Source organism: Streptomyces sp. RLB3-17 (assembly GCF_007113425.2).
Taxonomy (GTDB): Bacteria; Actinomycetota; Actinomycetes; order Streptomycetales; family Streptomycetaceae; genus Streptomyces; species Streptomyces mirabilis_D.
The window spans coordinates 9,115,150-9,130,306 of record NZ_CP041610.2 but is presented as its reverse complement, the minus strand read 5'-3'; the positions used below and the strand labels follow the sequence as shown (position 1 = coordinate 9,130,306).

At 72.0% G+C, this 15,157-nt stretch carries 14 protein-coding genes and 1 pseudogene; 4 read left to right on the top strand and 11 right to left on the bottom strand.

Annotated elements, in window-relative coordinates; genetic code table 11:
- Window positions 1-38 precede the first annotated feature (38 nt).
- The 9 genes and pseudogenes from FNV62_RS40985 to FNV62_RS40945 all read right to left on the bottom strand — a co-directional run bounded on the left by FNV62_RS40985 (window position 39) and on the right by FNV62_RS40945 (window position 8,092).
- On the bottom strand, window positions 39-233 hold the full coding sequence (locus FNV62_RS40985; RefSeq protein WP_144315966.1) for a hypothetical protein: 195 nt from the start codon (window positions 231-233) through the stop codon (window positions 39-41).
- Between the two features lie 440 nt (window positions 234-673).
- The gene (locus tag FNV62_RS40980; protein ID WP_143603441.1) at window positions 674-1,225 is read right to left on the bottom strand and encodes a GNAT family N-acetyltransferase; all 552 of its coding nucleotides are present in this window, start codon (window positions 1,223-1,225) and stop codon (window positions 674-676) included.
- 38 nt (window positions 1,226-1,263) lie between these two features.
- Complete coding sequence (locus tag FNV62_RS40975) at window positions 1,264-2,193, bottom strand: S66 peptidase family protein (protein ID WP_097286880.1); 930 nt, start codon at window positions 2,191-2,193, stop codon at window positions 1,264-1,266.
- Window positions 2,190-4,226: a prolyl oligopeptidase family serine peptidase gene (locus tag FNV62_RS40970; protein WP_144315965.1), complete on the bottom strand. Its 2,037-nt coding sequence runs from the start codon at window positions 4,224-4,226 to the stop codon at window positions 2,190-2,192. The genes FNV62_RS40975 and FNV62_RS40970 overlap by 4 nt, the downstream gene beginning before the upstream one ends.
- A gap of 10 nt (window positions 4,227-4,236) precedes the next feature.
- Window positions 4,237-5,631: a M20/M25/M40 family metallo-hydrolase gene (locus FNV62_RS40965; protein WP_382107834.1), complete on the bottom strand. Its 1,395-nt coding sequence runs from the start codon at window positions 5,629-5,631 to the stop codon at window positions 4,237-4,239.
- Window positions 5,624-6,457, bottom strand: a complete 834-nt coding sequence (locus tag FNV62_RS40960; protein ID WP_144315964.1) for a M55 family metallopeptidase — start codon at window positions 6,455-6,457, stop codon at window positions 5,624-5,626. The genes FNV62_RS40965 and FNV62_RS40960 overlap by 8 nt, the downstream gene beginning before the upstream one ends.
- A 133-nt stretch (window positions 6,458-6,590) precedes the next feature.
- Window positions 6,591-6,834 (bottom strand): annotated as a pseudogene (locus tag FNV62_RS40955) (SAM-dependent methyltransferase); the annotation flags it as partial.
- Between the two features lie 93 nt (window positions 6,835-6,927).
- A complete protein-coding gene (locus FNV62_RS40950) occupies window positions 6,928-7,179 on the bottom strand; it encodes a hypothetical protein (protein ID WP_225900559.1) in 252 nt (83 codons plus the stop codon).
- Between the two features lie 517 nt (window positions 7,180-7,696).
- Complete coding sequence (locus tag FNV62_RS40945; protein WP_097286877.1) at window positions 7,697-8,092, bottom strand: helix-turn-helix domain-containing protein; 396 nt, start codon at window positions 8,090-8,092, stop codon at window positions 7,697-7,699.
- Window positions 8,093-8,322: 230 nt separating this feature from the next.
- Here FNV62_RS40945 and FNV62_RS40940 point away from each other — a divergent pair, with 230 nt between their 5' ends.
- The 4 genes from FNV62_RS40940 to FNV62_RS40925 all read left to right on the top strand — a co-directional run bounded on the left by FNV62_RS40940 (window position 8,323) and on the right by FNV62_RS40925 (window position 11,623).
- Entirely contained in the window at window positions 8,323-8,538 is a 216-nt protein-coding gene (locus FNV62_RS40940) for a hypothetical protein (RefSeq protein ID WP_225900558.1), read from the top strand.
- Between the two features lie 108 nt (window positions 8,539-8,646).
- Window positions 8,647-8,865, top strand: a complete 219-nt coding sequence (locus tag FNV62_RS40935; protein ID WP_054230284.1) for a hypothetical protein — start codon at window positions 8,647-8,649, stop codon at window positions 8,863-8,865.
- 80 nt (window positions 8,866-8,945) lie between these two features.
- Window positions 8,946-10,859, top strand: a complete 1,914-nt coding sequence (locus FNV62_RS40930; protein WP_097286876.1) for a hypothetical protein — start codon at window positions 8,946-8,948, stop codon at window positions 10,857-10,859.
- 65 nt (window positions 10,860-10,924) lie between these two features.
- Window positions 10,925-11,623 carry a hypothetical protein gene (locus FNV62_RS40925; RefSeq protein ID WP_225900557.1) on the top strand — a complete coding sequence of 233 codons (699 nt, stop codon included), beginning with the start codon at window positions 10,925-10,927 and terminating at the stop codon, window positions 11,621-11,623.
- A gap of 68 nt (window positions 11,624-11,691) precedes the next feature.
- Here the strand turns inward: FNV62_RS40925 and FNV62_RS40920 are convergent, their stop codons facing one another.
- Both FNV62_RS40920 and FNV62_RS40915 read right to left on the bottom strand, forming a co-directional pair.
- A complete protein-coding gene (locus FNV62_RS40920; RefSeq protein WP_097286874.1) occupies window positions 11,692-12,420 on the bottom strand; it encodes a class I SAM-dependent methyltransferase in 729 nt (242 codons plus the stop codon).
- A 141-nt stretch (window positions 12,421-12,561) separates the two neighbouring features.
- Window positions 12,562-15,054: a SpoIIE family protein phosphatase gene (locus tag FNV62_RS40915; protein ID WP_225900556.1), complete on the bottom strand. Its 2,493-nt coding sequence runs from the start codon at window positions 15,052-15,054 to the stop codon at window positions 12,562-12,564.
- Between the last annotated feature and the right edge of the window lie 103 nt (window positions 15,055-15,157).

Genomic DNA, 15,157 nt, shown 5'->3' with positions numbered 1-15,157 from the left:
CAAGTGACGAGTCGGTGACCCCGTCGGCCGCCCCCCGATCAGGCCGTGCGCCGCCGCGGTTCGGACTGCCCGGTGCCGCTCTCGGTGAGAGCCGTGCGCGCGGCCCGCAGCAGCTCTTCGGAGATCGGGTTCCCCCGGGTGGCGCGGGCGAGGACGAGGGCACCGACCATGGTGCAGAACTGGACCATGCCGTCGTCGTCGCCGGTGGCCGGCCGGGCGGCGCGGTTGCGCACCCCGTTGATGTGGACGTCGTGGGCGCGGGCGGCCTGGCCGGGCTCGTGTCCCAGGTCGGCGGCGAATCCGGAGACGGGCAGCCCTCCCCGGGGTGATCGCGGTGCCAGACCGAGAGGTAGTCCTCGATCAGCGTCCGGCGGGCGGCCTCGCGCCCCCTGCCTGCTCCTCGGGCGCCACCGCCGAGTGTGCCGCCTGATGTGCGTGGCCGCCCGCAGGGACTTCTACCTGGGCTGAGCCGCCTGCCGGCGAAGGCCGGCCCCGGGGCGACCGCGGTCGCGGGGCCGCCCGGGCCCTCTCGGCCGTGTCCACCCGCCGAGAACACCGCGCACGTCGTTCAGCTGTCGACCTCGGGCGACAGCTTCATGCGGCTCGTCCTCACCGCCGGGCAGCCGCCCCCCAAGAGGCCCTCGTGGAAGGGAGGTTCAGGTCGAAGAGAGGTTCAGCTCGGCGGGAGCATCTCCGAGGTGATCGCCCATCGCTCGTGGTCGCGCCACGCCCCGTCGATGTAGATGAAGTCCGGCGAGAACCCCTCGAGCCGGAATCCGCAGCGCCGGGCGAGGGCGATCGAGGCCGCGTTCCGGGGCTGGACGTTGATCTCCAGCCGATGCAGCCCCATCGCCCCGAAGGCGTACCCGACCACGAGCCCGAGTCCCTCGGCCATCAGCCCGCGCCCCGTGGCGTGTGCGAAGGCGCCGTAGCCCAGCGCCCCGCACAGGAAGCCGCCCTCGACGATGTTGTTGATGTTGATGAAGCCGGCGATGGCCCCGTTGTCCCGTTCGCAGACCAGGAACCCGGCCTTCGTACGGTCCTCGATGAGCCGCCCGGCGTAGGCGGCGTAGGCGTCGACGCTACGGGGCGGGAAGAGCCAGGGCTGGTGCAGCGCCTTGCTCTCCCGGGCCCGTGCGGTGAACTCGGCACCGTCCTCGTAGGTGAAGTGCCGGATGCCCACGCGGGGGCCCTCGGCAAGATAGGCGGAGGCGTTCTCAGGCATCCCGACACAGTACGCGACGGCGGCCCGCACACCAGGTCCTAGATGAGCGCCGGCTCCTCCAGCGTCAGGGTCCCCGCGTCCGCGTCGAGTTCGGCCCGTACCCCGAAGGGAATCGTCAACGCACCCTCGCCGTGCCCGAATCCGAACTCCTCGACGACCGGCACCCCGAGGCCGCCGAGCCGGTCGGTGAGCAGCGTCCGCACGTGCTCGTACGGCGAGCAGCGCGCCCAGGAGCCGAGCAGGATCCCGGTGACCCCGTCCAGCCAGCCGGCCCGCAGGAGTTGGGTGAGCGCTCGGTCCAGGCGGTACGTCTCCTCGCCCACGTCCTCCAGGCAGAGCAGGCCGCCGCGCGCGGAGGTCCGGGCGTGCGGGGTGCCCAGGTCGGCGGCGAGCATGCTCAGGCATCCTCCGAGCAGGACACCCGAGGCGCGGCCGGGCACGAGCGGTGCCGCGTCCCCGCCGGACCCGATCACCCGTACCGTCTCCGGTTCGAAGAGCGTCGCCCGCAGATGCTCCTGTGCCCGGGTGTTCTTGATGAAGTCGACGGCGGCGACCATCGGCCCGTGCAGCGTCGCCAGCCCCGCCCGGTCGGCGAACGCCTCGTGCAGTGCCGTGATGTCGCTGAAGCCGAGGAGCACCTTGGGCCCGGCGGCCCGTATCGCGTCCCAGTCGAGGAGGTCGACCATGCGCTGGACGCCGTAGCCGCCGCGGGCGCAGAGCACCGCGGCCACGTCCGGGTCGCACCAGGCGGCCTGGAAGTCGGCGGCCCGGTCGGCGTCGGTGCCCGCGAGGTAGGTGAACTCGGGGTGCCGGTCCAGGACATGTGGTGCCACGACGGGGTCGAGGTCCCAGCCGCGCAGGATGTCGAGGCCCGCGGCCAGCCGCTCCTCGACCACGGGCCCGCTGGGAGCGACGACGGCGACGCGGGCCCCGGGGGCGAGACGGGCGGGACGGGTCAGGGCTTTCACTGGGTGGACTCCACGATCGGTGGGACGGATCCCGTCGGCGCCGCGACGGGCTCTTCCTGGGCGGTGAGGTGCAGGGTGGGGATGCCGGGCGGACGCAGGCCGAAGACCTGGGCGTACAGGGAGAGCTCGGCCTCCAGGGCCCGCACCATGGTGTCGGCCCGCCGGAACCCGTGCCCCTCTCCCTCGAAGGTGAGGTAGGCGTGCGGTACGCGTCGCCCGGTCGACCGGGCCAGCCTGGCCAGGAACCGTTCGCACTGCGCGGGCGGACAGATGACGTCGTCCAGGCCCTGGAGGAGGAGGAAGGGCGCGGCGATGCGGTCGGCGCGCTCGGTGGGCGAGCGCTCCACGTAGCGGCCCGGCACCTCGGCGATCGGGCCGATCAGCGTCTCCAGGTACTGCGACTCGAAGTCGTGGGTCTCCCCCGAGCCCCATTCGCCGAGGTCGAGGACCGGATACAGGATCGTGCCGCAGGCGTAGACGTCGGTGCTGGTCAGGGAGGCGGCGGTGGTCCAGCCGCCCGCGCTGCCGCCGCGGATGGCGAGCCGGTGCCGGTCGGCGGTGCCCTCCTCGGCGAGGGCGAGCGCGACGGCCGCGCAGTCCTCGACGTCGACGACGCCCCACTGCTCGCGCAGCCGGTTGCGGTACTCCCGCCCGTGTCCCGCCGATCCCCCGTAGTTGACCTCGGCGACGCCGATGCCGCGCGAGGTGAAGTAGGCGATCTCCAGGTCGAGGACGAGGGGCGCGCGGCCGGTGGGTCCGCCGTGCGCCCACACGACGTAGGGCGGCAGTTCGTCGCCGGGTGCCACGTGGTCGGGGTGGTGCGGCGGGTAGATGTGGGCGTGGACCTCGCGCCCGGCGGGGCCGGTGAAGGTGCGGATCTGCGGCTCCGGGTAGTGCGCGGGGTCCACCGGGTCGGCGTGGCCGGCGCCGATCACCCGGGCGCGGCCGGTGCGGGCGTCCAGTTCGACGACCTCGTACGCGCTGCGGGGGCTGGCGGCGACGCCCACGATCCGGCTGCCGTGGACCGCAAGTGTCGGGGTGAACTCGGTCCAGGGGCCGGCCGCGTCGACGACCTCGCCGGTCTCCGGGTCAAGTATCCCGAGCGCGGTGGCGCCCCGGCCGTGCACGACGGCGACGAGCCCGCTCTCCAGCGGCGCGAACCAGCGGTACCCGATCTTCCACAGCGGCCCGCCGAACTCCTCCTCCCGGAGGCAGACCGGCGTGTCCTCCCCGAGCCGGTAGAGGTTCCACCAGCCGGTGCGGTCACTGGCGTACAGGAGGGTGCCGTCGGGGGTCCAGTCCGCCTGGGCGATCGACTCCTCCGGTCCGCCCGCTACGGGCCGCGCGCCGCGCAGGGTGCCGTGCTCGGTGACGTCGGCGAGGATCAGTTCGGTGCCGTCCCAGGGCATGCGCGGGTGGTCCCAGGCGAGCCAGGCCGCCTGCGCGCCGTCGGGCGAGAGGCGGGGTCCGGTGACGAACCGGTGGCTGCCGTCGGTGAGTTCGCGCACCGCGTCGCGGTCCTGCACCGCCGACCCGTCGAGCGGCACCGCGGCCACGACCCGTCGTACGTCGGTGGGTCCGTCCCCGGTGAACTCCTCCAGCACACACCACACTTCGCCCAGCTCGGGGCGCAACCGCGGGTCCACCCAGCGCAGTCCGCCGCCCACCGGGGACACGGGGGTCAACGGGCGGGGCCGCGCGTCCGGGGCGTCGGGCTCGTAGGCGTAGAGCCGCTGGTCGGCGAAGTTCACGAACACCACGAACGGCCCCTCGGGACGCATCTCGCCGGCCCAGGGCTGTCCGCCGTACTCGATGACCCGGCTGCGCACGTTCCAGGGGTCCGGCAGCACCGGCTCCTGCGTGCCGTCGACCCGTCGGCGTACGAGCGTGCGCCGCCCACCCTCCGTGGGCCGGGGCTCGGTCCACCACGCCTCGTCGCCGACGAAGCCGACGAACTCGGGATGCCCGTCGTGCGCGGCGGCGAGCGCCGCGTCGATGGGCGAGGGCCACGATCCGTACGCCAGGTTCTGCATCCTGTCCTCTCTAGGCCGTGCGCAGGAAGCGGTCGAGGACGCGGACGCCGAAGTGCAGCGCCTCGACGGGAACGCGTTCGTCGACTCCGTGGAAGAGGGCCTGGTAGTCGAAGCCCTCGGGGAGCTTGAGCGGGGCGAAGCCGTAGCCGGTGATGCCGAGGCGCGAGAACTGCTTGGCGTCCGTACCGCCCGACATGCAGTACGGCACCACGTGCCCCTCCGGCGCGAACTCCTCGACGGCGGCACGCATCTTGGCGTACGTCGGCGAGTCCACCGGCGACTGGAGGGCCACCTCGCGGTGGTGGAACTCCCACTCCACGTCCGGTCCGGTGAGCCGGTCGAGGGTCGTGCGGAACTCCTCCTCGCCGCCCGGCAGATAGCGGCCGTCCACGTGGGCGACGGCCTCCCCCGGAATCACGTTGATCTTGTAACCGGCGCTGAGCATGGTCGGGTTGGCGCTGTTGCGGACGGTCGCCTCGACGAGCGCGGCGGCGGGCCCGAGCTTGTCGAGGAGCCCGTCGACGTCGTCCAGGTCCGCGTCGACTCCGTACAGCGTGGCGAGTTCGGTCAGGGCGGCGCGGACGGTCGGGGTGAGTCTGAGGGGCCACTCGTACGCGCCGATCCGGGCGATCGCCTCGGCCAGCCGGGTCACCGCGTTCGCCCGGTTCACCTTGGAGCCGTGGCCCGCCCGCCCGCGCGCGGTGAGCTTGAGCCAGCCGGTGCCGCGCTCCCCCGCCGCGATCGGGTACAGCTCCCGGCCCGCGCCGTCGTGGAAGGTGAACGCCCCGGACTCGCTGACGCCTTCGGTACAGCCCTCGAACAGTTCCGGATGCCGGTCGGCGAGGAACCCGGAGCCGTCCTGCGCGCTCGCCTCCTCGTCGGCCGTGAACGCGATCACCAGATCGCGCCGGGGCCTGACGCCGAGGCGCGCCCACAGGCGTACGACCGCAAGGATCATCGCGTCCATGTTCTTCATGTCTACCGCGCCGCGGCCCCACACAACCCCGTCGCGGATCTCCCCGGAGAACGGGTGCACGCTCCAGTCGTCGGCCTGCGCGGGCACCACGTCGAGGTGACCGTGGACGAGCAGCGCGTCGGCGGACGGGTCGGTGCCTTCGAGACGGGCGACGACGTTCGTACGGCCCTCGGTGCGCTCCAGCAGCGTGGGTTCGAGGCCCGCTTCGGCGAGGCGCGCGGCGGCGTACTCGGCGGCGGGGCGCTCCTGGCAGTCGCCGCCGCCCCGGTTGGTGGTGTCGAAGCGGATGAGATCGGAGGTGAACCGTACGACCTCGTCCAACGCCCGCTCGTCCACGGCCCGTTCGTCCACGGCCCGTTCACCCGTGGCCCGTTCACCCGTGGCCCGTTCGTCCACGGCCCACTCGTTCATCGCTCTCTGCTCAGCCATACTGCTCCTCCACCGCGGCCGAGACGATCGTGGTGACCGCCTTGAAGGTGCGAATCCCCTCGTACATGGTGTCGCTGGTGTACACCACCTTGCGCTCCCCGACGCGCCGCACGCCCGGCACGACGGTCGCCGCCATCGACAGGTGCTCGGCGTCGAATTCGAGCGCCACCGTGAACGGGCCACCCACCAGCGGTTCCTGACGTACCGCCAGGGCTGCCGCCGCCTTGGCCGCGGCCCGGATGTCGGCGGCGGTCCTGGCCGGTGTGCGGCAGACCGCCGTGTACCGCGACACATGGTCCTTGACGGCGACCTTGAGTGCCTCCGGTGCGTAGCTGAGCGCGTCCTCGCAGGTCAGGTCGTCTCCGGTGACGAGCACGACGGGCACCCCGTACTCGGCGACGACGTGGGAGTTGAGCAGTCCCTCGCTGGCCCGTACGTCGTTCACCCACACGCCGGTGATCGAGTTGGGGAGGTAGGTGTGAGCGAGGACGCCCTCCGTGCCGGCGCCGGTGTGGTAGCCGACGAACGCGATCCCGTCGACGTCTCCGTGCTGGACGCCCTCCACCATGGACAGCGTCTTGTGACGTCCGGTGATCATCTCGGCCCGGTCGTCGAGCTGCTCCAGCAACAGATTGCGCATGGACCAGTGGGCCTCGTTGATCAGTACCTCGTCGGCGCCGCCGTCGAAGAAGCCGAGGACGGCGGCGTTGACGTCCGAGGTGAACATCGGCCGGCAGCGCTCCCACTGCGGGGTCCCCGGCAACACGTCGGCGGGCCAGGTCACCCCGGTGGCGCCCTCCATGTCGGCGCTGATGAGGATCTTCACGACACACCCTTCCGGCACAGGTCAGCGGCTGTCTCCCTGTCGTGTCACGTTACGTGGCGCCGCACGGCCGGGCCAGGAGGCCCTCCACGGACGTCACCACGCCGACCGGACCCGAGCGCCCCGACCGGTCCCCTCAGGGTTTCACGGCGACGGCGTCCGCGCCGGGCCGGGCCCGCCACTGGGCGCGGGATACGTCGCCCTCGCCTCCGAGGTCGGCGTCGGTGGTGGGGTGGGTCAGGGCGAGACAGCCGCCGGAGGGGAGCGCGGCCATGATCCGGCGCACGGTGTCGTGTGCGCCGTCGGTGTCCAGGACGAAGTCGAGGATGCCCAGCGTCATGACGGCGACGGGGCCGTCCCAGGTCGAGGGTTCCCACGGCGCCGTGCGGCTCTCCCGACGGGCCTCCGCTCTCCCCCACGGCTCCCCCTCCCGGCACTCCGGCAACGGCTCAGAGGGCTGGGGCCTGCCCGGATCAGTCCTCGTAAACGGTCAGTACGACGCCGTCGAGTTCGATGCGGCGCGGGGTGCCGCCCTCGCCCCGGACGAGGGCGTCCAGGCAGCGCCGGAAGAGCTTCAGCTCCTCCTCGTCGAGGACGGCCGCGGCGAGGTCGAGGAGTTCGGTGAGTGCGCCCTCGGTCAGTATGTCGGGCAGCTCACCGGAGAGGAGGACGACGGACTCTCCCGTACTGCCCCGCACCACTGCTGTGGTGGGTCCTCCGTGCACGAACAGCACATGTCCCCCTGGGTGACACAGGGGTCGTGCGGCTCACGTGCCCCGAGCAGAATGAGAGACTAGCTGCGGATCTTGGGGGTTTCGGCCGTTCTGGATTCTTTTACCGGGAACCCCGGGATGCGGAACCGGAGCACTCGGACGGGCGTCTTCGCCGTACGGCCCTTGACCGGGCCAAAGCCTCCAGGGCGCCTCCGACGGGGCAACCGTACGGACCGAACCGAGGTCAACGTCCCCTTGACGCGGGGCTCCGACATCCGACGCAGACCCCCGCAGCACCACCGCCACCCAGGTCCACCCGCCCCTACGACGCCGCTCCGCCCCCCATCACCCGAATGCACGCCACCCTCGTAGACGCGGACGCACACCCCTCCGGAGACGACCGCCACCCGGGCAGGGCCGGCCACTGTCCGCCGACCGGGCAGCCCTCCGACACCGAGGGCCCCGTACCCGCGGACGCCTGGCAGCGCACCACCCGCCCCGCGCGGCCCGCCCCGGCAGGGGCTAGGTCCTAGCCGCGTCGCGCGTCGCGGCCCAGCAAGGACTCGACCAGGGCGGCGACATGGCGGCGGTCGTCGGCCGAGAGTTGCTGGACGCTGGCGATGAGCAGGTCGACCTCGGGGTCGGCCGGCGCGCCGGGCGCGCCTACGGCGGGCGGGGCGTCAGCCGCGTAGACATGAATGCCGCACGCCTCCGCGGCGGCCCGCCGCACGGTGTCCAACGACAGTCCAAGCCCCTTGGACAGCCCTTCCAGCGTGCTGGGCTGGGGCATGCGCACCACCCGCTCGGCCGTGGCCAAGTGATGGACGGTGGAGCGCGGAATGCCGCCCCGACGTGCCACATCGCCGTAGGACCAGCCTTCGCGGTCGAGGCGATCTCTGATGATCTGCTGCAGTGCGTTGGCCACCGATGGTCACTTCCTGCTCGCCGCCGGGCGGAACTCTTCCAAGCGGGATCGATTCTACGGGGGGCTTCGCTCCGGCCCCAGAAGTCTTTTCCCGAACCGCTTGCGCGGCGAGCTCCGGGGCTACTACTGTCCAATCTCGTTGGACAGCACGTCCGACCAGATTGGACAGAGTTTGGGGGGAACCAGCCTCCGTCCGATCGGAAATGCCCATCCCTGAGGGGGAATTGATCATGATGGACAACCGTGAACTCGACACCGAGACCGCTGAGCTGCTGCCGGGCCGCGAGGCCCTCGGTCGGCTGAAGTTCAGCTTCGGCAAGACCGTCAACGTGACCAAGCACGTCGCGAACATCGACGCCTCGAACCAGTCGGCCGCGCTGAACGACCACTCCAGCTGGACGGACGCGTCCTCGGGCGCCTCGCAGGCCATCAACGTCCACCAGTAATCGGCACCGGAGGCTCGCCCGCCTCCACATCACCGGATGCTCGCCCGCATCCGCCTCTGTGCCATCACCACACCCGCATCAACGAACCACGTCCCGAAAGGACATCCCATGAGCATGGACATGAACGAGCTGCAGTCCGAGTCCGCCGAGCTGCTCCCCGGCCGCGAGGCCCTGGGCCGCCTGAAGTTCAGCTTCGGCCGCACCACCAACGTGACCAAGCACGTCGCCAACATCAGCGCCCACAACGAGTCGGCCGCCCTGAACGACCACTCCAGCTGGTCGGTGGCGGAGTCGAGCGCCAACCAGGCGATCAACGTCACGCAGTAACACCCGCCACGCGCAACGGCTGTTCGGCGGACCGCGCCCGGGGGCGGGCGCGGTCCGCCCTTGGGGGGGAAGGACCAGAAATGACGGCACTGGGGGACGGGCCCGCGTTGCTGTACGACACCGGGTCGCCGGTGCCGGGGCCGGGGGGAATCCCGGTCACCTACGAGCAGTTCGCCACGGGAAGCCTGCCGGTTGTCGGCGCCGGCGTCGAGGCGCTGCCGGTGCCTCGACTGAGCTCCGGGCTCAAACTGCACGGGGAGTACCAGGGTTCGGGCTTCACCGAGCCGAAGTACATCGCGCGCCGCGGAGACGGCCAGGTCGTGCAGCTGTCACGGCTGCTGTACCTGGTCGCCTCCGCGATCGACGGCGTGAACGACATCGAGACCATCTCGCACCGGGTCAGCGCCCGCTACGGCCGCGAGCTCAGCGCCGACAACGTGCGTTTCCTGGTCGAGGAGAAACTCGACCCGCTCGGCGTCACCGTGCCGGAGGGCAAGGAGGAGGACGAGGTCTCGGCGCCACGCTCGGACCTGCTCCTCGCCCTCAAGGGGCACCGGATCATCTTCAACGAGCGCAGGTCGGGCCGGATCGCCCGCTCGCTGGCCTGGCTGCACCGCCCCACGGTTGTCGTGCTGATGCTGGCGGCGGCCGTGGCCATGGACGTGTGGCTGTTCGGCTTCTTCGGCGCGGTGGAACCCGTGCTCCAGGTCCTCGACCAGCCGGTCCTGATGCTCGTCGTGTTCGCGCTCACCGTGGCCTCGCTGGTCTTCCACGAGTTCGGCCACGCCTCGGCGTGCAGATACGGGGGCGCACGGCCGGGGTGCATCGGCTGCGGGCTCTTCCTCATCTGGCCGTCCATGTACACCGACGTGACGGACATCTACCGGATCGGCCGGGCCGGACGGCTCCGTACCGACCTGGGCGGGGTGTACTTCAACGTCGTCTTCATGCTCGGGATGGCGGGCGCGTACTTCGCCACCGGCCAGCAGTTCTTCCTGGCCACGGTCTATCTCGGGCACTTCGAGATCCTGGAGCAGCTGATGCCGGCCGTCCGGCTGGACGGCTACTACATCCTGGGCGACCTCGCCGGCGTCCCGGACCTCTACGGCAAGATCAAACCGATTCTGCTCAGCACGGTGCCGGGCCGACGCGGCAAGGCGGCGCGCGCCGAGGTCGTCGGGCTCAAGAAGTCGTCCCGGACCATCATCACCACCTGGGTCCTCACCATGGTGCCGCTGCTGATCGGCGAGCTCGGGTACGCGCTGTGGAACCTGCCGCGGATCGTCGCGACCATGGTCCGCTCGCTCACCGACCAGGTCGTGGGTACCGGGGACGCCTTCGCGGGCGGTCAGATCGCCGCGGCGCTGATGGGCGTGATCGGCTGCTTCATGCTGCTGTGCCCGATGGCCGGCGTGGTCTATCTGTCGCTCAAGATGGGCGGCCGGGTCTTCCGGGCCGCGAAGCGGTCGACGGCGGACAAGCCCCGGCTGCGGGTGGCACTGTGCGCGCTGGCACTGCTGGGCCTCGGCTCGCTGAGCTACGCATGGGTGTCCGGTGTGACACCCGAGCCGCTGCCGAAGCGTCCGCCGATCGCGCCGATCCTCCAGCCCGGCGTGTCCACGGCCGAGCCGCCCGCCCGGCCCGCCACCGCGCCCCGGCCGCGCACGTCACCGTCCGACACCTCGGCGGCCCTGCCGTCCGGCGCCGCGTCCTCCGGCTCCACGGCCGCCACCGCGCCGAGCGCGTCGGCCTCGCCCAGCGCGGACGCCTCCGCCTCCACGTCACCCGGCGCCTCCCCGTCCACGAAGCCGACCACACCGGCCGGCGGTCCGGGCGCGACGCGTTCCGTCTCGGCCGGTCCGCCCGCGGGTCCGTCCGAGCCGCCCGGCCCGTCGCCGTCCGTCTCGTCGTCCGCACCGGCGCCCTCGACGGATCCACCGACGCCGACCGAATCCGTCAGCGCGACCGGCGCACCGAGCCCGGCCACCCCGTGACCGCCCTCGGCGATCACCAGCCCGGTGGCCGTCGTCCCGCCGAACCACGACCGCAGGAGACCCATGTGAGTACCCATCCCAACACGCACCGCAAGCCTCGCCCAGCCGGCCGGGGTCTCTCCCAACGAGCCATGCGCATAGGCCTGTTCGCGGCCGGCGCGGCCGGTATCGCCGCCGCGGTCCCGGCCCAGGCCGCCACCGCGGCGGCGGGCTCGGTCGCCCGCCACGCCGTCGCGGAGGACCACACCTTCAGTCACGCCGACCGGGCGCATCCGACCCAGGTCAAGGACTCCTTCACCGTGCGGCAGCTCGGCACGGCGAAGGCGGTGGGTGTACGCAACCAGGCAGGCGCGGTCTCCGTCGGCTGCTCGGTCGACGCGCACTGCCGGTCGGTCGCGCTGTCCTTCCAGATCGTCACGCTGGCGGGGCAGAACACCCACCTGAACGCGGTGAACCTCAGCAACGCGACCAACGAGCACTGCGACGGCTGCCAAACCCTCGCCGGCGCCTACCAGTTCGTGGTGTCCACCGCCCGTCCGTTCACCCTGGACGCCACCGCGCAGCGCAAGCTCGCCGACATCCATCGCAGGCTGGACGACCTGACCCGGTCCAAGATCCCGGCGGCCGACCTCAAGACACAGGCCGACTCGCTGGCCGCGGAGGTCACCGCCGTCCTGCACGACGCGGTGGCAGGCGCGCCGAAGGCCCCGGACGCGCCCGCCGTCGCGGTCCACCGTCACCTGGACGGCTGGCCCGGCCACTGACCCAACAGCCACCGTGAAGGGGTACGGCGTCACCGACCGGCAGGTGACGCCGTACCCGTGCGTGCGGCTCAGCCGACCGTGCGCCCTGCCACCAGCCACTTCGACGGCAACTCGATCCGCGCGCCCTCGGGCGTGAACTCGGTGGTCACGAGGGGGAGTTCACCGCTCGCGAGGACGGTGAGGCCCGCCGCGCGAAGGTAGTCGGGGACCGCGTCGTCGGACACCTCGCCGGGCGCGATGCCGTGCCGGAAGATGGGGGCCAGCTTGGGCGGCGGCCCGTCGGAGCTCCGGGCCAGGCCCATCAGGACCGGCCGGGCGGCTTCGGAGAGTTCGACGAGAAAGGCCCGGCCGCGCTCCCCCACCAGGGTGGCGAGGGCGTCCACCAGCGGCTGGCGGTCGTCCGGCTCGCACTGGTGGAGCACGCCCCGCATATAGACGTTGGCGTCGCCCAGCTCCGCGTGCAGGGTCTGCGCCTCGGTCTTCTCGGCCGCGTCGAGCAGCCGGTACGTCGCCTGGCCCGCCGGATCGGCGAGGCGGGCGTGCTCGAGAGCGGCGGCCGAGAGGTCGGCGCCGACCACATGCCGGAAGCGGTCGGCCAGGAAGCGGGTCTGGGTGCCGTTGCCGCAGCCCACGTCCACGACCGGCAGATCGTGAGCCGACAGGTACGGCTCGAAGAGGGCGAGGTGGACGCCCGCGGTCAATACAGGATCCGCGTCCCAGAAGACGGCTCCCTGCTCGTCGGGGGCCTCGCCCCAGAAGCCCTCCCAGGCCTCCCTGTACCGATGTGTCACGCTCATGCCCGCTCCCCAGGTCGCCACCGCGGCCCGCCGTGAATGGCGGGCGGGATCGGTCTATCGCGCCGGGCGTGCGTCGACAAGCGTACGGCGCATTCCTGCACGGTTCGTTCGATCCGTGTACGCCGGTACGCGCCCCCCGGGTCAGCGCTTCGGCAGGGTCAGTTCGAACCACACTGTCTTGCCGGCGCTGGTGCGGCTCGTGCCCCACTCGCGGGCCAGCGTGCTGACGATACGCAGACCTCGGCCGAACTCGTCGCCGGGGCTCGCGCTGAGCAGCGTCGGCAGGGTGTGGTCGTCGTCGGCCACCTCGCACAGCAGGGTGTCGCCGCGCACGAGCCGCAGGTCGATCCGGCGGCTGTGCGCGTGCCGTACGGCGTTGGTCACCAGTTCGCTGACCATCGACTCGGCCGGGTCGGCCAGCCGGGCCAAGCCCCAGTCGTGGAGCTTTTCGCGGACCACGGTGCGGGCCCGGCCGGCCTCGACCGGGTCGAGCGAGAGCCGCCACTCGGCGACGTCCTCGGGTTCGATGCCGTTGAGCCGGGCCATCAGCAGCGCCACGTCGTCCTTGCGTCCGCCACGGGTGTTGAGGGCGCGGATGATCGTGTCGCAGGCGTCGTCCATGGACGCGGCCGGGTGGGCGGCGGACTCACAGAGCGTGGCGAGGCCGACGCCGATGTCCTCGCCGCGCACCTCGACCAGGCCGTCGGTGCACATCACGAGCCGGTCGCCGGGCGCCACCGGCACACGTACCGCCTCGAAGGGCACACCGCCGACCCCGATGGGCGCGCCGGTCGGCAGGTCGAGGAGTTCGCTGCGGCCGCCCTCGGCACGGACCAGGACCGGTGGGATGTGGCCCGCGTTGGCGATCTGCAGCTCGCCGGCGATGGGGTCGTAGACCGCGTACAGACAGGTCGCGAGGTAGTGCTCGCCGAGCCGCTGGGCCAGATCGTCGAGGTTGCGCAGGAGTTGGGCGGGCGGCAGGTCGAGCGCCGCCATGGTCTGCACCGCCGTACGCAACTGGCCCATCATCGCGGCCGAGTTGAGGCCGTGGCCCATCACGTCGCCGACGACGAGGGCGGTGCGGGAGCCGGGCAGTTTCACGGAGTCGAACCAGTCGCCCCCGACGCGTCCCAGCAGGGTGCCGGGCAGATAGCGGGTGGCGATGTCGCAGCCGGCCATGCGGGGCGCGATGTGCGGCAGCATGCTGTCCTGGAGGGTCTCGGCGACGCTCTCCTGGTAGGTGTACATGCGCGCGTTGTCGAGGACGAGGCCCGCGCGGGCCGCGAGTTCGGCGCCGGTGACCCGGTCCATGTCGTTGAACTCGACGCGCTCCGGGTGACGCAGCAGGATCATGAACCCGAGGACCACGTTACGGGCCTTCAGGGGCACGACCAGCATGGAGCGGTTGGTGATCAGCGGCCTGATGTCACGCTTCTCGAACTGCGCCGCGATCATGTGCCCCATCTGCTCGCTGATGCGCGGCACGAGGACGGGTTCACCGGTGGTCATGCACTGGAAGAACGGTGTGTGCGCGGGGAACGGCATGGCCTCGCCGACCGGCACGACGTCGTCCCAGCGGCCCGGCTCGTCGGTGTGTTCGACGGCGACGCGGTGCCACATGGTGGTCGTGTCGGGCACACCGTCGGGGAAGCCCTCACCGGCGACGACCTGTTCGCGCAGATAGGTGCCCGCCACGTCCGTGAAGCGCGGCACCACGGCCCGGCTGACCTCGAGGATCGTCTGCGCGAGGTCGAGCGAGGTACCTATGCGCCCGCTGACCTCGTTGAGGAACTCCAGGCGTTCGCGGACGGCGACGTACTCGAGGTCCTCGCCCTCCTCGTCCTGGAGCTCCTTCGGCAGAAGCTCGCCGGTGGCGACCGCGCGGGCCGCCCACTCACGGCGCGCCTTGCGTTCGGCGCGCCGGGGCACACCCCAGTCGGGAGTCACCGGCACTCGGTCGTTCTGGCTGAACTCCAGGACGGGGTAGCCCAGTTCGAGGACCTGGGCGACGATGCGGGCGCCCTCGCCCACGCTCATGCTGGGCAGGATCTCGGGCAGTCTGCGGGCCAGTTCCTCGGCGCCGGGGAAGTCGGTGTGCAGCGCGAAGCCGGGCGCGATGCGCTCGATGGCCACCTCTTCGTCCTCGTGGCGCAGCGCGTCCGCGTCGGCGGCGAGCACGAGCAGCCGCTCCGGCCCGGGGCCGACCAGCGGGTACGCCCACCACAGGACGTCCACGCGGTCCCGCTCGGGCACGGTGAGCCGGGCGCGTCCGGCGGCCGGGTAGGAGAACCGTCCGCCGAGGGAGGACTCCAGGCCGGGGCCGAGTCCGTCGTACGCCGCGTACGCCCCGTAGGGCGCGATCTCGTCCTCTTCGGGGAGCGCGCCGGAGACGGGGAGCAGGTCGACGGCGGGGCGACCCACCGCGTCCTCCTTGGGCACGCCGAACTGGCGGCGGGCGCCGGTGCTCCAGTGCGACACCAGTCCGTCGCGGTCGACGACCACCACGGCCAGCGGGATGCGGCCGGCCTCGGTGTGCTCCACCGTGCCGTCCCCAGCTCCGCGGCTGTGAGGCACGCCCGCTTCGGTGCCACTCGCGGTGCCACTTTCGGTGCCACTTGCTGTGCCGCTGTCCATGGCCGAGGCCCTTCCTCCCCACGGCTCCGCAAGATCTGTGCCGCCTTCACTACCGTACGGCTGCGGCCCGTCGCGATGTGTGGCAATACGGGAATTGACCTTT